The sequence below is a fragment of the Microcoleus sp. POL10_C6 genome, assembly GCF_036701585.1.
Lineage (GTDB): Bacteria > Cyanobacteriota > Cyanobacteriia > Cyanobacteriales > Microcoleaceae > Microcoleus.
Map to the genome: position 1 here is coordinate 141,930 of NZ_JAUBRB010000007.1, position 19,599 is coordinate 161,528.

The window sequence follows — 19,599 nt, forward strand, 5'->3', positions numbered from 1 at the left end:
TTTGTCAAACAGGATAAAAACTAATTTTAGCAGGTTCAGTTTCCGCGAGCAACTTTCCCCGCGAAATCACATACCGAACCGCAGCGCGCCTCCTAATTGCATCATAACAATCCTCAGCATCCAACACAATCAAATTTGCAGGTTTCCCCGCCTCTATCCCATAATTATCCTCTCCCAGATTAAGAGTTTTAGCACCGTTGACAGTCACCATATTAAAACAAGCTGCAATCTCAGCCATTCCCGTCATCTGACAAACATGAACCGCCATATGAGCGACATCCAACATATTTCCCGTACCTAAACTATACCAAGGATCTTGCACGCAGTCGTGACCAAAACTCACATTCAATCCCTGCTGCCACAACTCCTTAACCCGCGTCACCCCACGGCGTTTGGGATAAGTATCAGCGCGGCCTTGCAGGGTGATATTAATTAAAGGATTGGCAATAAAATTAATTCCCGATTTTGCCAAACTTCCCATCAGCTTAAAGGCATAAGCATTGTTGTAAGAACCGAAAGCCGTCGTGTGGCTAGCCGTCACCCGCGAACCCGCCCCGCTTCTAATCGCACAAGCTGCTACCACTTCCAAAAATCTCGACTGTTCATCATCGATTTCATCGCAGTGAACATCTATTAATCTATTGTATTTTTCAGAAAGTTCAAAAATTCGTTCAACCGACTTCACCCCATCTTCCCGCGTCAACTCATAATGCGGAATCCCGCCCACAGCATCCGCACCCATATCCAGAGATTTCTCTAAAAGTTTGTCATTTTCTGGACTTCCATAAATCCCGTCTTGGGGAAAAGCCACAACTTGCAGAGTCATCCAATCTTTGACTTGTTCTCGGACTTCCAAAAGTCCTTGCAAAGCAGTCAGCGTCGGTTCGCTAACATCAGCGTGACTCCTGACAAACAAAATCCCTTGAGACGCTTGCAGCCTTAAAGTTTCAACAGCCCGTTTTTTGACATCATCCAGCGTTAAACTTTGCTTCCGTTCCCCCCAGATTTGAATTCCCTCGAACAAAGTGCCGCTTTGATTCCATCGCGGTTCCCCCGCAGTCAAAGCCGAATCGAGATGAATGTGCGACTCCACAAAAGGAGGACTAACTAAATTGCCTTGAATGTCGAGTTCGCGTTCGCCAAATTCTGAGATGTGCGGCGAAACGGCAACTATTTGGTCATCATCGATAGCAATATCTACCGTTGGGCGATCGTCGATCGCACCTAACAAACGACATTGCCGCAGAACAATGCTATACTTTTGCTCAGGCATGACAATTGCACCTAAATTTAACACTTGTAAACGCGATACTTCCTAGTTGCTACTCAGCCTAGTGAGACCAAAAGAATTCCCCAATCACTTGCGAACCCCCTCCTTCTCCTCCTCTGCGGTTAAAAAATCTTACTCAAAAAACCCACCTATAACCATAATCACCCAGAAAAAAACGCAACTACAAATCGCCAACATCAGACAATCTCAAACTCCAGATTGTGATTTTTCACCAAATCAAAGGTAAAATGGTCAACCACATTAGTATTGCTCAACTCCAGATTGTAAAAATCAACAAAATCCGCATCAAAATACGGCCCAGCGTGCCAAGTACCCACATCTAACTTAATAAAACAATTGCCCGGAATCCGAAAAGCAGCCATATCCTCTAAACTCGGTTTATAACTATCCCCAGGAGGCGCAACCGCCATCAACCAATCCTTCCCCTCCAAAGAACCCAAACACTGAGTACATTGAACGTGTCGTGTAATTTTGCCAAACTTGCGACCTTTATGGTGCAGCCGCATAATGTAAAATCTAGGAATACCATTTTGCAAACTTAACTGAGCATCCTCACCATCGAAAGACTTACCATCAACAGCCGCAAAGATAACTTGACCGTAACGCCGAAAATTCTCCGGTGTCACCCATTGTGCGGATAACTGCTTAGTCGAAATTGATTCGCTCATAAATCCCAACATCCCTAGCTTGATCCGTCATGAACATTCTAATACAGTAAATCCTCTCTCTTCTCTTCTCTGTGCCCTCTGTGTCCTCTGCGGTTTAAATAAAAAAATCTAGTTCGCTTTCTCGATCGCGCAAATTACCCTTACAATCAAATTTAGCGCACTGCTCTCTTCTCTTCTCTGTGTCCTCTGCGGTTAATTAAATAAAAAAATCTAGTTCGCTTTCTCGATCGCCCAAAACACCCTTACAATCAAAATCAGCACACTGCTGCAAAAAACGAGCCGGAATATCAGGTCGAGCACCCCAATGCAAATGCAAATAAGAAGCGTGTACCTGACAAACTCCCCAACCTTCAGCAACCGCCTCAACTTCCCCCCGCTTGCCATACCTCCAACTGTGATAAACTGGATTACTCGGTTCCACAGTTAAGTGCGATCGATGAAACTCATGTCCCCAAACCTCATCAAGAGCAGTTAACACCGAACTATCCCTCACCGCCACAGCTTCTCGGTATCCCAGCGTCAAACGCTTTCCCATCGCAGCAGCAGTTTTCAACACTCCCACCCCTGACCAATAATTGCCATCGAAGTCTACAATAGAATCACACAAGTACATCAAACCGCCGCACTCCGCATAAGTCGGCATTCCCGAAAAAATAGCACTTCTTACCGCATCCCGAATTAAAACATTACCGCTCAATTTTTGAGCAAACACTTCGGGAAAACCACCACCAAAATATAACCCTTGTACATTGTCAGGAAAAACCGAGTCATCAAGGGGACTCCAAAATACTAACTCCGCACCCAACTCTTCCAACAAATCAAGATTGTCCTGATAGTAAAAATTAAAAGCCCGATCGCGCGCAACCGCAATCCTCACTCCAAATTGTTTTCCCAAAGAGTTGACAACAGCATCTTTTTGAGTTACAATAGGCGAAGGGAGAGTGTGCCTACCCAAAAGTTGCTCAGACCCCTCACCCCCCGCATTTCGAGTTGCAGCCAACAAAGGCAAAAGTTGCTCCCAGTCAAAACTAACAGCAGCCAAATCAGCCAGTTTATCGATCGCAGCATGAAGATTCGGCAACTCCTCAGCAGGAATCAGCCCCAAATGTCGATCGGGAATAGTAACAGCCTCATCCCTACGCAAAACGCCCAAAATAGGTAAATTGAGCGGTTGGAGAGCATCTTGAAGCAGTTCCAAATGTCGATCGCTCGCCACCCGATTCAGCACCAAACCAGCGAATTTAAGGTCAGGGTTAAAAGAACGAAAACCGTGGGCGATCGCAGCCACCGAACCAGAGAGCCTGCTGCAATCTATCACAAACAATACCGGCAAATTCAGCAAATGAGCAACATGAGCCGTAGAAGCAAAGGAAATAGAATAGTGTTGTTTTCCTTCTGGCTTCCTTAAATCCGTTAAATCCGTTACATCCTTTACATCTCGTACAACCGTTGCCGAACTTCTATCCGTTACATCCGTTACGAAATCCGTTGCCGAACTTTCTTCTTCCTTCTTCCGAGAAACCCCATCAAATAGCCCCATCACCCCTTCAACTAAGGCATAATCGACATCTTGAATATGACGAGAAAAACACTTTTTTACATAAGATTCAGACGTTAATACCGGGTCTAAATTTCGACAGGGGCGACCAGTAACAAAAGCATGAAACATGGGGTCAATGTAATCGGGACCAACCTTAAACGATTGAACATTCAAGCCGCGACGGATTAAAAAAGCTAAAATGGCGATCGTTACAGTAGTCTTTCCCGCACCGCTGCGTTCGCCAGCAATTACTAAAGTCATAGTTATAGTTAGTTAAAATAAATAATACATAAGATTGCCAAAGTCGCTTTCCAATCAGAAAATCATCTGTGTTAATCTGCCTTGCATCTGCGGTTTCTGTATCAATCAAAGATTTATTCAATCTTTCCTCATAAAAATAGACAGTTGATAAAGTTATGAGTATTGCTCTCGCACCGCTCAAATAATAACTATTTAACGAACCGCGAAGACGCTAACTAAGAGCGCGAAGGAAGAAAAGAGAAGAATAAAAGTAGGGCAGACATTGCCTGCCCCACTGAATATTAACTCAATCCGTCTTGCTTATTTTTTTCTCCTTTCTCCTGATTCCATCCATCCGTTACATCCGTTACATCCGCTACACAATCCGTTGCCGAACTTCTCTTTACCGCTTAGCTAACTTCAGCATTTGAGCCGTCACTGCCAAACTTTCTTCGTAAAGCACATCTCGGCCCCAACTCTGGAGGTGCTGACCCAGCAACTGTTCCGTTACCTGATCGAACAGAGGACTCACCTGGTTAAACCGATCGGTTTGAGCGCCGCCCTTCGTTTCCATCCGCATACAGCCACCGACTTCCGAACACAGAACCGTACCGCAGTCAGCCTTTTCGTTTGTAGAATTCAAACGCACAGCAATCAAATCGCCCGCGACATCGCCCGAATCAGCAGTAGGAATAGCAGCCAACTCAGCTTCGACAACCCGTTCGTCCGGCCCCGCGAATTTAATTCGCTTGATCTGGTAATCGCCTTCCTCTTGTTTGAAAGCAACCGGACGCCACTGAAGCCGACTCGCCAGCCAACCCAAATACATCAGCGCTTGCGTAGAATTGTCCTGTTCGTAATCGATCGTCACGCGATCGATTTCCCGAATCGCAGCCCGACGTTCCGGCGCGTCAAAAGCCTCAGCAGCCAACTCCTGCCACGCGGCCAGCCGGCGCCAATTGAGATCCGCGATCGGAATTCCCTCCTCGATCAGACTTTGCATCAACAGCAATTCAGCTTCACACTCGGCAAAGCTGCTAGAGTCAACAATCACAGAACTGCTAATTGCCGCCAGCCGCTGGAACAAACCTCGATCGGCATCAGGATTCGCCTTCCACCACAGCAGCGTCGGCAAATCAGCGATAGTCAACGCCGTCACGATGCCGCTCACCCGTTCCAAAGCAGCTTCCGTACCCCGCAGCGTAATGTACTCGCAGCAGATCAGATTGCCAGTGGTGCGCTTGTGAACCGGACAATAAGCAGCCACTTGAGCCTGCACGCCCGTATCTTCCCCCGCCGTCGGGCACAGAGCAATAATCCGGCAGGGATTGGCAGCCACAATCGCGTCAGCCACGCCCGAACCCCCGGAACCCAAACCACTCGATCCCATCTCCTCGCCTTTTGAATTTTTGCGAGCCACTTCTTCCCGCAAAGTCGCCAGCAATTCAGCGTTAGGTTTACCAGTTCTCGGCAGCCCGTAAGCTTTTTGAGCAGCCCTGATGCTAGATGCCGTCATCGGCCCAGTAATACCGTCTACCGGCCCGTCGTAAAACCCCAGATCCGCTAATAAACGCTGAGTTTCTTCCGGTTCGTAGACTACAAAAGTAAAAGTTGTTGCCCTAGTAGCGCTCGGAAAATCGCCATTTGACCCCGATTCTCTGTAACTTTCCCAAATTTGACTCAATTCGGCCTCTATTTGGTCGATCGACACATCTTTAGGACTTTGTAGCGAAACCAGAGGCGGAGCTTTCATCGGTGTCATCGTCATAAATCTTCTCTCCTTTCTTATTAGTTATTAGTCATTAGTCATTAGTCATTAGTCATCAGTCATTAATTAGTTAGCCGTTCTTAGTTAGCCGTTCTTAGTTAGCCCTTCTTAGCTAATCACTAATACTAATGCTGACCTATAACTAAGGACTAATGACTGCTGACTAATGACTCTTAAAGTCTTCGCCACTTGCGGCCGTCTCTGTTAATTAGCAGTTCTGCTTCCGTCGGTTCCCAAGTACCCGCTTCGTATTTAGGAACCAAATCTTGGTCGTTGGAGGATTCCCAAGCCATCAGGGCCGGCGTTACCACGCGCCAAGCTTCTTCCACTTCATCAGAGCGGGTAAACAAAGTTTGGTCGCCTAGCATACAGTCAATTAACAGTCGATCGTAAGCATCCGAAGATGTCACCCCAAAGGAAGAACCGTAACTGAAATCCATATCCACCGTCCGCGTCCGCAAATCCGGTCCCGGCATTTTCGCCTCGAACCTCAGCGAAATCCCCTCATTGGGATGCACGCGCATGGTCAAAACGTTTGGAGTAGTTTGTTGGGCCGCGGACTGAAAAATTAACAGCGGCACTTCCCGAAACTGAATCGCAATTTCGCTAACTTTTTTCGGCAACCGCTTGCCGGTTCGCAGGTAGAAAGGCACTCCCTGCCAGCGCCAGTTGTCAATCATAAACTTCATCGCCACAAAAGTCGGCGTTGTCGAGTTGGCAGCCACCCCCGGTTCTTCGTGATATCCTGGCACCGGTTTGCCCTTCATCCAACCTGCTGAATATTGACCCCGAATCGCTGAGAACTCTAAGTTATTCAAATCTGCCAAGCGAGTTGCTTGCAGAACTTTCATCTTTTCGGTGCGGATGCTGTCAGCGTCGAGCGAGTTCGGCGGTTCCATCGCCGTCAGACAGAAAATCTGCATCAAGTGGTTTTGCAGCATATCGCGCAACGCCCCAGAGGATTCGTAGTAACCAGCCCGGTCTTCTACGCCTACTGTTTCTGCAACTGTAATTTGTACGTGATCGACAAATTGCCGATTCCACAGCGGTTCAAAAATCGCGTTCGCAAACCGGAATACCATTAAATTCTGAACAGTTTCTTTACCCAAATAGTGGTCGATCCGGTAAACTTGCTGTTCTTGGCAAACCTTCTGCACAACTCGGTTGAGAGCTTTTGCTGAACTCAAGTCGCGGCCGAAGGGTTTTTCAATTACTAAGCGGTTTTTTAGTGGATCTGCCAGCATTTGAGCAGCGCCCAGTTGCCTAATTGCTTCTGGGAAAAAGTTCGGGGAAACTGATAGATAAAATATGTGATTGCCGCGAGTTCTCCTTTCTTCGTCGAGTTCCGCTAAGAAAGCTTTGAGTTTTTGATAGCTTTCCGGGTTATCAATGTCGCCCGGACAATAGTACAAACCTTTAGCGAATTCTTGCCAAAATTCTTCATTGCCAATGCCGCCGCCAAATTCTTCAATGCCTTCGCGCATTTGCTCTCGGAAGTAATCGTGACTCCAAGGGCGGCGGGCTACTCCCACGACTGTAGTTTCCGGTGGCAAGCGTCGATCGCGCTTCATCTGATAAATTGCAGGTACCAGTTTGCGCTGGGTGAGATCCCCAGAAGCTCCGAAGATTACCAGAATTTGTGGTTCCGGCACCCGTTCTTTTCGCAAACCGACGCGCAGTGGATTTTCAAGTAGCGTTACCATTTATTTTCCTTTTTCTAGTGCTGTTAACCGTGCCAAGACACCATGATAGTTTGCGGTCATTTCTGCTAGTTGCTGGGTCAGAGAGTTAATCGATTCTTAATACTGCTAGAGGAGGCAGATGATTTTGCTCTCTAGGAACTCTGACACCCATTAATCTCAAAATTCCTAGAGAGGATTTAAAACTCAGCCTTTAAGAACCCAAATAATTATCTACTCCGATTCCTAAATGCTTCTGCCTTTCAGGATACAGATATCTGCCTAAGCGACGGGTGACAACTTCTGCACTTTCTCTTGCAAGGAATCCATCAGGGATTGGAACGGATTGACGAATTTCTCAATCCCGTCGATGAGCAAGTCTGCCATCACTTTGTCCAAGTTGATGTCGATGTCGGGATCTTTGAGACTTTCGATCAGGGTGTAAGCTTCTGCAACGTTGTTCTCAATCCGGGGTGCGACATCGCAGTGGTCGAAACAAGCTTCAACGGTGTTCGGTGGCAAAGTGTTAACGGTGTCGGGGCCGATTAGTTCATCGACGTACATCACATCGCTGTAGTTGGGGTTTTTGGTGCTGGTGGAAGCCCACAGCAAGCGCTGTACTTTCGCTCCTTTAGCTGCTAAAGCTTGCCAGCGATCGCTCGCTACGATCTCTTTATACTTCTGGTAAGCTATCTTCGCATTGGCGATCGCCACTTTCCCCTTCACCGCTTCGAGTTTAGCTTTTGTGGAAATATCTGTGACATTTTTGAGTTTCTCGTCAATCTTGCCATCGACATTGATGTCGATCCGGCTCAAGAAGAAACTGGCAACAGAAGCAATATTGCTCACATCCAAACCTTTAGCCACCCGCGCTTCCAAACCGCGAATGTAAGCCCAGAAGGTTTCGACGTAGCTGTCAACGGAGAACAGCAAAGTCACGTTAACGTTAATGCCTTCGCTGATGACTCGCTCGACTGCGGGCAAACCTTCAGCGGTTCCCGGAATCTTAATCATCACGTTTTCTTTGCCGAGGGCTTGGTAATAGCGCAGGGCTTCGCTAATCGTGCTTTCTGTATCGTTGGCGATCGTCGGTGGCACTTCAATGCTAATGTAGCCGTCCAAACCCTTCGACTCTGCGTAAACTGGGGCGAAGATGTCGCAAGCGTTGCGGATATCTTCAAATACCAGAGATTCGTAAATCTCCATGACAGATTTACCCGCCCGGATGCCCGCTTCGATATCCGCGTCGTAAATCACATTGCCCGCGATCGCTTTCTCAAAAATAGCTGGATTAGATGTAATCCCACGCAGTCCCCTACTTTCAATCATCTGTTTGAGTTCGCCGGACTCGATCAGATCGCGAGTCAAATTGTCCATCCAAATACTTTGGCCAATTTCTTTGATTTCTAACAGGTGATTCTTTGTTGTTTCCGCCATTACTGTAACTCCTACCATTTGATAATTGGGAATTGGGAATTTAGGATGGGGTCTAAAAGCATTGGGCATTGCTTAGTTGTTAGTTGTGATTTTTTGGTTTTAATCACCAATGACTAATGACTAATGACTAATGACTAATGACTAATGACTAATGACTTCACTCTTGGACTGTTCTAGGATTGCGCGATCGATCTTGAATAAAAGACTCAACCATCGCTACATTTTCTTTACTGCCGACAATCAAGGGCGATCGCTCGTGCAGTTTGGTCGGCACAACGTCTAAGATGTCTTGAATGCCCGTACTGGCGCGCCCGCCGGCTTGCTCCATCAAAAACGCCAAAGGAGCCGATTCGTAGAGCAAGCGCAATTTGCCCTCCGGTTGTTTGACCGTTCCGGGGTACAAAAACACGCCTCCCTGGAACAAAATCCGGTGGAAATCTCCCACCAAAGCCCCACCGTACCGGGCGCTGTAGCCTTCGCTGCGGTGTACATACCGAATGTAGTCTCTCAGAGATTCCTCCCACTGCCAGAAGTTGCCTTCATTAACGCTGTAAATTGGGCCGCGATCGGGAACCTTAATGTTTTCGTTAGCTAGAATAAACTCGCCCAAACTGGGATCGAGGGTAAAGGAATGAACACCCTGACCGATCGAATAAACCAGCATGGTACTGGGGCCGTAGAGTACATAACCAGCGGCAATTTGTTTGCGTCCATGTTGCAGCAAGTCGGAAGCAGAACCATCTTCATCGTCCCCCTCTTGCTTGCGGATGCTGAATATGGAGCCTACATTGAGATTGATGTCAAGATTGGAAGAACCGTCTATGGGGTCGTAGAGCAGACTGTAACGCCCGATCGGACAATTTTCGGGAATGTAGTAGGGTTTTTCCATTTCCTCCGAAGCCAAGCGGCATACCAGTCCGCTTTGCTGGAATACCGAGATAAACACTTCATTGGCATAGATATCCATCTTTTTGACGGATTCTCCCTGCACGTTCGTAGCCCCTGTAAACCCCAAGGCATCTGCCATTAATCCGGCTCTGCTGAGTCGCCTCGCGATCAGCTTGGCTGCGAGCCCGATGCGATTCATCAGGGCACTGAGATCCTGAGCATCTGCTGAAAAGCTTTGAAGTTGCTGGAGTACGTGACGAGATAGGGTTGTGCAATCGCGGTCTAAGGCTTGCACCTGATCTATCGGCCCCAAGCGGGTTTCCCCTGTCGGCGCGTTTACCATGATTTTGATGTCCTCCCTGTCTTGCTGCTCTGGATTTGGGTTCGATGGAGTCCTTGACTCTTGCTCCTGAATCGGCTAAAAGACCGATCGTCCCCCAACTTCTATCTTAGGGAGGGTTTTGCGAAAGGGCGTCGAACTTTAGGTGAATTTTAGATCCCCATCGAAAATTGAGGCGTTCGATCGACTGTTGAGTCGGGAATTGTATCCAAAATCACTACTTTTTTTGATTAACCGCAGAGGACGCAGAGGGCGCTGAGAGAGAAAGTGGCGATAGAGAAGCCTACGAACGTTGGCTAGCATCTCAAAAAGACCGACAACTTCCTTTGCGCGAAGAAGATGTAGAACCTATTGTTAATTTGCCGGAATTGCTTGCAGGCATTTACGATCGCGCCGGCTATGATTATCGGCTCGATTACGATCAAGATCCCGTACGCAAATTTTCGCCAAAGGTGATATGACACTCCAAAATTCTGGGTAAGCTCTCCATAGAAATACGGTAATTGAAATTTAAGCAAATATACAGAGTCCGTCATTGACTTTTCTATTGACTTGTTTGAAATATACTCAAACACTCAATTTACATTGCATAAATTTTTCAAAATTTGGGTTTTTAAAACCCAAGTATAAAATGTTTGTTGGTACTCATCAACCCAGGATAATGCTATGGATATTGTTGAACAAATTCCCCATAACTTAGTCAAACACTATCAAATTAAAAAGCTACTCGGAGAAGGCGGTAGTAGCACAACTTATGAAGCCGTTGACCTCCAAACACACCAGCGAGTCGCACTCAAAGCTTTGTCTTTACAGAAGATGAATGACTGGAAAGTCCTGGAACTCTTTGAACGAGAAGCCAATGTTTTATCAAAATTGAATCATCCGGGAATTCCGCGTTATTTGGATTATTTTTATGTCGATACTCCCGATAACCGTTGTTTTTATATAGTACAAGAACTGGCCCAAGGGCAATCTCTAGCCAGTTTAGTCGAAAATGGCTGGCACGCTAGTGAACCTGAAATTCAACGCATTGCAACACAAATTTTGGAGATTTTAGTTTATCTCCATTCACAGACACCACCTGTTATCCACCGGGATATTAAACCCGAAAATATTGTTTTCAAATCGCCGATCGATTCCCACAAACAAAAAGATTGGTCAGTCTGCTTGGTAGATTTTGGAGCAGTGCAAAACACTTATTACAATACTTTAATGCGAGGAAGTACCGTAGTTGGAACCTATGGTTATATGGCTCCAGAACAATTTCTCGGACAAGCCGTACCTGCAACAGATTTATATGGTTTAGGAGCGACATTGTTGTATTTACTAACCCACCGTTCCCCCGCCGAATTACCGACAAATATACTAGAGAAAGATTTTCGCTCTCAAATTCAGATTTCTTCAGCATTTGCCGATTGGTTAGAAAAAGCGATCGCCTCAGATTTAGAAAACCGCTTTGAATCGGCACAAGAAGCGCTTGAATCTCTTCGCAATCCTCGAATAGTTAACGTTAAATCCAATCCGACGCAATGGAAAAAGCGCCTCAAAATAGGAATTGCTGCTATTGCTACTGTTGCTGTTTTCAATCACTTTAAATATCCCATCCTCAACCGGATTGGATTTACCCCCAATGCAGTTGTCAAGGCTGTTGAACGGGGAGATACTAAAACTGTTAGGCATTATCTGGATATTGGTATTAATGCTAATAGTAGGGTAAATAACAAGAATTTACTACACTTTGCTGGCTCAAAAGAGGTGGCAGAATTGTTAATTGCCAAAGGTGCAGATGTCAACGCTAAGGGTCCATATGGCTGGACCCCATTACACATCGCTGCTATGTTCGATCGCATAAAAGTGGCACAGACGCTAATTGCTAAAGGTGCAGATATTAACGCCTGGGGAGAAGCTCAATTTGAGCCGTGTAATATTACATGTACAACTCCTCTGTTCTTTGCCCGATCGCCTGAAATGGCCAAGTTGCTGATTGCTAAAGGTGCGGATGTCAATGCCAAAAACAAAAATGGCTTGACTCCTCTACATAGAGCGCGATCGAAGGCGATCGCAAAGATACTACTCGCCGCAGGCGCAAAAATTAACATCAAAGAAGACAATGCCCAAAATGGCAAGAGTACAGCTTTATTACATAAGGCAGCCCAAATAGGTTTTAAGGAGTTGGTACAACAGCTAATTAAAGACGGTGCAAATGTGGCGATCCGCGATGACTATCGAAGAACTCCACTGCACTATGCAACCACAAAAGAAGTTGCTGCTTTGCTAATGTTGGATGTCAATGCTAGGGACAAATCTGGAAATACTCCGTTACACCTAGCTGTCGATCGAGGATCTCAAGATATCGCTGAACTGCTAATTGCTAATGGTGCAAGGGTTAACGTTAGAAATGAGAACGGTCAAACTCCATTGTATCGAGCGATCGCGATCGGACACAATGAGATTGCTGCACTGCTAATTAACAACGGTACAGATGTCAATAATATAGATGGATCTGGCACAACTCCACTGCACAAAGCCGCACATTATGGCACTGTAAAAATCTTAAAATTGCTGATTGCTAAAGGTGCAGAAATTAATATCCAGGATAATCAAAGAAAAACTCCACTGGATATCGCCGTAGACCTGAAACTTCAGGATACAGTGGTGCTGCTAATTAGTAAAAACCCAGATGTTAATAGTGAAGACAAAGAAGGCAGAACTTTACTGCATATCGCTGTCGATTTCAAACTTGAGGATGTAGCCAAACAACTCATTGCCAAAGGTGCATTCGTTAATGCCAAAAATAACTTGCTTCAAACTCCCCTGCATCTTGCTGTCGATCGAGGCTATCAAGATATCGCTGAACTGCTAATTGCTAATGGTGCAAGGGTAAACGCTAGAAATGCGAACGCTCAAACTCCATTGTATCAAGCGATCGCGATCGGACACAATGATATTGCTGCACTGCTAATTAAAAACGGTGCAGATGTTAATAATAGAGATATGTGTAACACAACTCCACTCCACCAAGCCGCACATTATGACACTGTAGAAATCTTAGAGTTACTGATTGCTAAAGGTGCAAAAATTGATACTACAAACTGCTATGGCGACACGCCACTCAAGATAGCAGAAACTAACTTGAACCCCGCCCAAAAACCAACAGTTAAAATACTCAAATCTCGCGGTGCAACCTATTAATTATCCACAATCAACCCAGGCAGAAAAATATGGAAAAACTACAACGAACGGAAAAAATTATTGCTGAAAGATATCGCATTCTCGGCAAATTAGGACAGGGTGGAGTTGGAATCACCTATGCTGCTGTAGATTTAAACAGCAATCAAAAAGTTGCACTCAAAGCTTTATCCTTGCGTCTGACAACTGAATGGAAGAAAATCGAGTTATTTGAACGAGAAGCAAAAACTTTATCGGGATTGAATCATCCGGGAATTCCTCGCTACATTGACTACTTTCAAGTTGATACTTCCCAAGATCGTTGTTTTTATATCGCCCAACAACTCGCACCGGGAAAATCTCTCGCACAGTTGATAGAAAATGGCTGGAAACCAAATGAAGCTCAAGTGCGTCATATCGCCTATCAATTGCTAGAAATTCTAGCTTACCTGCAATCGCTGTTACCTCCTGCGATCCACCGAGATATTAAACCCCAAAATATTATTCTGCAAAAAAATGGGCGAGTCTTCCTAGTTGATTTTGGCGCAGTTCAAAATACTTACCATCATACTGTTACTGGAGGCAGTACCGTTGTCGGAACCTACGGTTACATGGCACCTGAACAATTCAGAGGAAAAGCTGTATTATCAACAGATTTGTATGGATTAGGGACAACGCTGCTTTTCCTGTTAACCCAGAAATTTCCATCTGATTTACCCAGACAAAAGCAAAAGGTAAAATTCCGCGCTCGCGTCTCTATTTCTACAGAGTTTGCCGACTGGTTAGAGAAGATAATTGAACCCGCAATTGAAGATCGATTTCACTCAGCAAAAGATGCTTTATCAGCATTGCGAGGGGAACAGCCAAAGGGGATTAATCCCGAAAAAATGTTTAAGCGCTCGCCCCAATCCCGAATTACTTTAATTGACGCTAAATGGTGGTTATTCATCAAGATCCACCCCGATCGTTCACCTAGCAAACTCAAAGGTTTTTTCCAATTCATTCATCTTAGTTATAAAGTTTTACTTCCATTCTCTTTGATTCTGGGATTTTTGCTAATTTTGCTATTTAGCTTGTTTGAATACACTTCTACCGACTGGCTATTTACATTATCTGATCGATTTTTCCTTATATCAATCCTGGCTATAACAACATTTACCCTATTTTATGCTTTGATGTGGTTGTGTAGGTGCTTGTGTAGGATTGCTTATCGTCGATTCGCTCGGAAAATTCAAATCAGTCCTCAACATATCCAGCGGGTAAAGTTGAGCGGAATTCATCTGCCATTGCTCAAAATATCGATGACTTTTTGCCGGATTCGCGCCAAGTCGCGTAACTATTGTTTTGGCTTATTTTTGCCGCAAGCTGAGAAAGAATGGTTGGTAGGGGAATTGAAGGATTGTTTAAGTAAACTAAAATAAATCATTGTTGTTATCCACAGATTTGATAAAGAAACCGTTTTTTTTCTGAGTGCGTGGATTAAATAAATGCGGAAGTATAGAAGATTTTATGTACTAATTTAGGCAATAATAATCAAAAAATCCTGGATATGGCATGAGAATAAAACTATAAAGAATCTCGATATTTATGAAATAGGACTGCAAAAGGGGAAGCCGATCGCACTTGTTGAATACATAGCTAAAAAGATTAGTTGAGAGTAGCGATCACCTTTTCGATTGGTTATGCTTGAGTCAGGGCGATCGTTTCTGCCAGTTTACTGTTCAACAAAAATAAAGATGTTTGTGGTTAAATACCGTATAAAGGCAAGAAATATCTCGCCCTGACTGAGGTAGTGTCGTTAAGCTCCTGTATCTCCTCTCCTAAAGGTTCCATTAATGAGAATTTCCTCTAAAAACAAAAAAACTATCCTGTTTTTGGCAGCCAACCCCAAAAATACCACTCCTGTGGACTTACAGAAAGAGGCGAAGGAAGTTGCAGAGGGGTTACAACGCTCTAAAAAGGCCGACAAGTTCCAACTGGAGCAACAGTGGGCGGTGACACCCAGAGAAATGCAGCGAGCCATATTAGATTATAAACCAGAGTTTGTGCATTTCTCTGGGCATGGTGCAGGAGAAGGCGGTTTAGCCTTGGAAGATGAGGGGGGACAAATTAAGCTGGTAAATACCAAAGCTTTGGCAGCTTTATTTGAGGCGTTTAAAGAGTACGTGGAGTGCGTAATACTCAACGCTTGCTATTCAGAAGTGCAAGCTGAGGCGATCGCACGTCACATTCCCTATGTGATCGGCATGAACCAAGCGGTGGGAGATAAAGCCGCACGAGAATTTGCTGTAGGTTTTTACGATACCTTGGCGACGGGGGAGTCGATCGAACGTGCCTATAAGTTGGGTTGCGTTAGCATCAGCATGGCAGGTATTCCAGAAGAACTTACTCCGGTATTAAAGAAAAAGTCGGATTTTTCTGAGTTGGATGCAGCAGATCGATCGCGCGATGTTTCTGTTGGTGATATCGTTGAGAAGTCGTCGCCTGTGGTGGAAAATGCGCGATCGATCGCCGCACCTCCGGTTTCTCTTCTCAATTTAGATAACCCAGAAGGTTCTGTTAGTTTAGATTCACCCCTATATATCGATCGTCCTCCCATCGAATCGGACTGCTACCAAACTATTGTAAAACCCGGAGCTTTAATCCGAGTCAAAGCCCCCCGGCAAATGGGAAAAACTTCCTTAGTGCAGCGAATTTTATACCACGCCAAGGAACAGGGATATCAAACAGCTTATTTAAACTTTCAATCGGCTGATGGCTGTTTGCTCACCAATCTTGATGAGTTGTTGCAGTGGTTTTGTGGTGAGATTACCAATGAATTAAATTTAGAAGACAGGTTAGGAGAATATTGGAAAGGCGTTCTCGGTAGTAAAAATAAAAGCACCAAGTATTTCCAACGCTATTTATTATCTAACACTGTTCAGCCTCTTGTTTTAGGGTTAGATGAAGTTGATCAGATTTTTCATCATTCGGAAATTGCCACCGACTTCTTTGGATTATTACGAGCTTGGCACGAGCGGGGAAAAAATGAGGAAATTTGGAAAAAGCTGAGGTTAGTCATTTCTCACTCTCAAGAAGTTTATATTCCTCTCAACATTAATCAGTCGCCATTTAACGTGGGATTGCCCATAGAATTACCTGAACTCAATCAGAGACAGGTAACAGATTTAGTGAATCGACACCGATTAAATTGGTCAAATCAAGAGATTTGTGACCTGATGGAAATGGTGGGTGGTCATCCTTATTTAGTTCGAGTTGCTCTCTACCAAGTTGCCAGGGGAAGAATTACCTTAGAGCGCTTGCTAGAAGTCGCTCCTACTGAAGAAGGCCCTTACTACGATCATTTACGACGGCATTTAGTTAACTTGGAAACAGATGCAGAACTAGCAGCAACAATTAGACAAGTGATTAACAGCGAACAACCTGTAGAGATTCACACCGGAGAGGCTTTTAAATTGCGAAGCATGGGATTGATCAAATTTCAGGGAAATGCTGTAATGCCATTGTGTGGTTTGTATCGTCAATATTTTAGCCATCGCCTAGCCTCTCCCCGAGCGAATATGACTGCTGTGCAACCACCTAATAACTCATCAAGCTTGCCCGTAGAGAGTAATTTAGCAGCTATTATTTTTTCGGATGTAGTTAATTCTACCGCCTTATCAGTTGCCAACCAAAAGCTGACACTAGAATTAGTGAATCGAGATTTCAACATCATCCGAGGCATCTGCGCTAAACATCAAGGCAAAGTGCTTAAAGAAATGGGCGATGGTTTATTAATTTGCTTTCCAGAAAGTGCCGTAAAAGCAGTTGCCTGTGCGCTAGAAATACAGCGAAGTCTCGCCGAAGCTTCTACAACCTTACCTCCGAGTCATGTCCTGCAACACCGGATTGGTATTCACTTGGGGGAAATCTTCTTTTTTAATAATGATATCAGGGGGGCTGGTGTAAATTTAGCTGCTCGTTTAGAAGGGAAAGCAGAGCCAGGAGGAATCTGTATTTCTGAAACAGTTTATCAAGTCGTTAAAACCCACTCACCTTTAAATGTGATTGACTTAGGAATGCTACATTTAAAGGGAATTCCTGAACCTGTACGACTCTACAAATTGATTCCTTGATTCTCTGATTTTCCCCCTATGAATTAACAATGACCTATGAAAGATTATCAATATCAAGTTGGAGGGAGCCTGCCTGCAAACGCCCCAACTTATGTCACTCGAAAGGCGGATGAAGAACTTTATCAAGCTTTAAAAGCCGGAGAATTTTGCTATGTTCTTAATTCCCGACAAATGGGAAAATCATCCCTGCGAGTGCGGACAATGCAGCGGTTACAAGCAGAGGGAATCGCCTGTAGTAGCATTGATATCACAGAGATTGGCACTTCCGATATTACGCCAGAAGAGTGGTATGCAGGCGTGATTGATAGCATCGTCAGCCGATTAGATTTGTATGAAGTTTTTGATTTAGATGAATGGTGGGAGCAGAACAGCTTACTATCGAACGTTAAACGATTTAGTAAATTTATTGAAGAAGTATTACTCAAGAATATCTCACAAAAAATAGTAATTTTTGTTGATGAATCGGACAGTTTAATCAGCTTAAGTTTTAAAATAGAAGATTTTTTTGCTGTGATTCGTGATTGCTATAATAATCGAGCTGATCAACCAGACTATCGTCGCTTAACATTTACGATGTTAGGCGTGGCCACTCCATCAGATTTAATTCAAGACAAGCGACGCACTCCGTTTAATATTGGTCGAGGGATAGAGTTAACGGGGTTTCAATTAGAAGAAGCACAGCCTTTGGCAGTTGGGTTAGAAACTCAAGCAGAAAATTCTCAAGCATTGTTAGAAGCGGTGTTATATTGGACTGGGGGACAGCCGTTTTTAACCCAAAAAGTCTGTAAATTACTGCTCGACTATGCTAACTCTGCATTCAGGCAAACTCCCACTGAGTGGGTAGGAGATTTAGTTCGAGAAAAAGTGATTGATAATTGGGAAGGGCAGGATGAACCAGAGCATTTAAAGACGATTCGCGATCGCATTTTACGCAGCGAACAACGGGCAAGTAGGTTATTGGGGCTATATCAGCAAATTTTGCAGCACAATGAGATAGCGACCGATGATAGTCCCGAACAAATGGAACTACGATTAACTGGGTTGGTGGTTAAGCAGTCTGGCAAACTGAAAGTTTATAACCGGATTTATCAATCGGTTTTTAACCTAGATTGGGTGGAAAAGCAATTAGCGAATCTCCGCCCTTATAGCGAAAGTTTTAAAGCTTGGATAGAGTCTGATTGTAAAGATGAATCGCGACTGTTGCGGGGTCAAGCCTTGCAAGATGCTCAAACTTGGGCCGCAGATAAAAGTTTGAGCGATTTAGATTATCAGTTTTTAAATGCCAGTCGGGAAGTACAACAACGGGAAGTTGAACGAGAGTTAGAAACACAGAGACAAGCAAATCAAATTTTGACTGAGGCGAATCAGACGCTAATTAAAGCACAGCAATTTGCGATGTATCAAGTCACTCAAGCCCAGAATTTAGCAAATGTAATTCAGGAAACTGCTTTTTCTAATCAATCATTTCGTTCAGGACAGACATTTCAAGCACTGCTGGAAGCATTGAAGGCAGGGTACGCATTCAAACAACTAGATGCTTCAGTCGAGACTACAAAAGACATCAAACCGCAAGTGATAGCTGCACTGCAACAAGCCATTTCCGAAGTCAAAGAGCGCAATAGTTTGGAAGGGCATAGTAGTACGGTCAACAGCGTCGCCCTTAGTCCCGATGGCTTGACTTTGGCTTCTGCAAGCAATGACAACACCATCAAACTGTGGCACTTGCAAACCCAAAAACAACTCGCGACCCTCACCGGGCATAGAAGTATGGTCAATAAGGTCGCCTTTAGTCCCGATGGCTTGACTTTGGCTTCTGCAAGCAATGACGACACCATCAAACTGTGGCATCTGCAAACCCAAAAAGAGTTTGCCACCCTCACCGGGCATAGCAGTTCGGTCTATAGCGTTGCCTTTAGTCCCGATGGTAAAACTTTGGCTTCTGCCAGCTCTGACAGGACTATCAAACTGTGGCATCTGCAAACCCAAAAAGAGTTCGCCACCCTCGCCGGGCATAGCATTAGGGTCAATAGCGTCGCCTTTAGTCCCGATGGCAAAACTTTGGCTTCTGCCAGCGATGACAGGACTATCAAACTGTGGAACCTGCAAACCCAAAAAGAGTTTGCCACCCTCACTGGGCATAGCAGTACGGTCTATAGCGTCGCCTTTAGTCCCGATGGTAAAACTTTGGCTTCTGCCAGCTTTGACAGGACTATCAAACTGTGGAACCTGCAAACCCAAAAAGAGTTCGCGACACTCACCGGGCATAGCAGTACAGTCTATAGCGTCGCCTTTAGTCCCGTTGGTGACAGTTTCCAGTCAGGTATTGGCAAGGCATTGGCTTCGGCAAGCTCTGACAATACCATCAAACTGTGGGCTCTACAAAGTCAAAAAGAAATCGCCACCCTCACCGAGCATAGCAGTTCGTTTCTTAGCGTTGCCTTTAGTCCCGATGGTAAAACTTTGGC

General features: G+C 44.9%; 12 protein-coding genes. 5 read left to right on the plus strand and 7 right to left on the minus strand.

Annotated elements, in window-relative coordinates:
- Nucleotides 1–4: 4 nt before the first annotated feature.
- The 7 genes from codA to fbp form a co-directional block, all read right to left on the minus strand.
- A complete protein-coding gene (gene codA / locus QUA34_RS06320; protein ID WP_333384948.1) occupies nucleotides 5–1,273 on the minus strand; it encodes a cytosine deaminase in 1,269 nt (422 codons plus the stop codon).
- A gap of 194 nt (nucleotides 1,274–1,467) precedes the next feature.
- Entirely contained in the window at nucleotides 1,468–1,959 is a 492-nt protein-coding gene (locus tag QUA34_RS06325; protein ID WP_333321863.1) for an ureidoglycolate lyase, read from the minus strand.
- 196 nt (nucleotides 1,960–2,155) lie between these two features.
- Nucleotides 2,156–3,760 (minus strand): cobyrinate a,c-diamide synthase, encoded by a 1,605-nt coding sequence (locus tag QUA34_RS06330; RefSeq protein WP_333384951.1) that lies wholly within the window; start codon nucleotides 3,758–3,760, stop codon nucleotides 2,156–2,158.
- A gap of 382 nt (nucleotides 3,761–4,142) precedes the next feature.
- Entirely contained in the window at nucleotides 4,143–5,507 is a 1,365-nt protein-coding gene (gene opcA / locus QUA34_RS06335; protein ID WP_333384954.1) for a glucose-6-phosphate dehydrogenase assembly protein OpcA, read from the minus strand.
- Between the two features lie 173 nt (nucleotides 5,508–5,680).
- Nucleotides 5,681–7,210, minus strand: a complete 1,530-nt coding sequence (gene zwf, locus QUA34_RS06340; RefSeq protein WP_333384957.1) for a glucose-6-phosphate dehydrogenase — start codon at nucleotides 7,208–7,210, stop codon at nucleotides 5,681–5,683.
- A 258-nt stretch (nucleotides 7,211–7,468) separates the two neighbouring features.
- Entirely contained in the window at nucleotides 7,469–8,623 is a 1,155-nt protein-coding gene (gene tal, locus QUA34_RS06345) for a transaldolase (RefSeq protein WP_333384995.1), read from the minus strand.
- A 157-nt stretch (nucleotides 8,624–8,780) separates the two neighbouring features.
- On the minus strand, nucleotides 8,781–9,854 hold the full coding sequence (gene fbp, locus QUA34_RS06350) for a class 1 fructose-bisphosphatase (RefSeq protein WP_333384959.1): 1,074 nt from the start codon (nucleotides 9,852–9,854) through the stop codon (nucleotides 8,781–8,783).
- A gap of 323 nt (nucleotides 9,855–10,177) precedes the next feature.
- Here fbp and QUA34_RS06355 point away from each other — a divergent pair, with 323 nt between their 5' ends.
- The 5 genes from QUA34_RS06355 to QUA34_RS06375 form a co-directional block, all read left to right on the plus strand.
- Nucleotides 10,178–10,312: a DUF4058 family protein gene (locus QUA34_RS06355; RefSeq protein WP_445242804.1), complete on the plus strand. Its 135-nt coding sequence runs from the start codon at nucleotides 10,178–10,180 to the stop codon at nucleotides 10,310–10,312.
- 205 nt (nucleotides 10,313–10,517) lie between these two features.
- Entirely contained in the window at nucleotides 10,518–13,043 is a 2,526-nt protein-coding gene (locus tag QUA34_RS06360; protein ID WP_333321848.1) for an ankyrin repeat domain-containing protein, read from the plus strand.
- A 29-nt stretch (nucleotides 13,044–13,072) separates the two neighbouring features.
- Nucleotides 13,073–14,440: a serine/threonine-protein kinase gene (locus QUA34_RS06365; protein WP_333384962.1), complete on the plus strand. Its 1,368-nt coding sequence runs from the start codon at nucleotides 13,073–13,075 to the stop codon at nucleotides 14,438–14,440.
- 414 nt (nucleotides 14,441–14,854) lie between these two features.
- Nucleotides 14,855–17,134, plus strand: coding sequence for an AAA-like domain-containing protein (locus QUA34_RS06370; RefSeq protein WP_333384965.1), 2,280 nt, complete (start codon nucleotides 14,855–14,857; stop codon nucleotides 17,132–17,134).
- A 36-nt stretch (nucleotides 17,135–17,170) separates the two neighbouring features.
- Nucleotides 17,171–19,599 (plus strand): AAA-like domain-containing protein (locus QUA34_RS06375; protein WP_333384967.1); only part of this gene is annotated, 2,429 nt, incomplete at its 3' end.

What these genes read in the sequence shown, in the direction of transcription:
- QUA34_RS06365 (WP_333384962.1), top strand. Translation starts at nt 13,073, where the DNA reads ATGGAAAAACTACAACGAACGGAAAAAATTATTGCTGAAAGATATCGC.
- QUA34_RS06370 (WP_333384965.1), top strand. Translation starts at nt 14,855, where the DNA reads ATGAGAATTTCCTCTAAAAACAAAAAAACTATCCTGTTTTTGGCAGCC.
- QUA34_RS06360 (WP_333321848.1), top strand. Translation starts at nt 10,518, where the DNA reads ATGGATATTGTTGAACAAATTCCCCATAACTTAGTCAAACACTATCAA.
- zwf (WP_333384957.1), bottom strand. Translation starts at nt 7,210, where the DNA reads ATGGTAACGCTACTTGAAAATCCACTGCGCGTCGGTTTGCGAAAAGAA.
- QUA34_RS06325 (WP_333321863.1), bottom strand. Translation starts at nt 1,959, where the DNA reads ATGAGCGAATCAATTTCGACTAAGCAGTTATCCGCACAATGGGTGACA.
- opcA (WP_333384954.1), bottom strand. Translation starts at nt 5,507, where the DNA reads ATGACGATGACACCGATGAAAGCTCCGCCTCTGGTTTCGCTACAAAGT.
- tal (WP_333384995.1), bottom strand. Translation starts at nt 8,623, where the DNA reads ATGGCGGAAACAACAAAGAATCACCTGTTAGAAATCAAAGAAATTGGC.
- QUA34_RS06330 (WP_333384951.1), bottom strand. Translation starts at nt 3,760, where the DNA reads ATGACTTTAGTAATTGCTGGCGAACGCAGCGGTGCGGGAAAGACTACT.
- fbp (WP_333384959.1), bottom strand. Translation starts at nt 9,854, where the DNA reads ATGGTAAACGCGCCGACAGGGGAAACCCGCTTGGGGCCGATAGATCAG.
- codA (WP_333384948.1), bottom strand. Translation starts at nt 1,273, where the DNA reads ATGCCTGAGCAAAAGTATAGCATTGTTCTGCGGCAATGTCGTTTGTTA.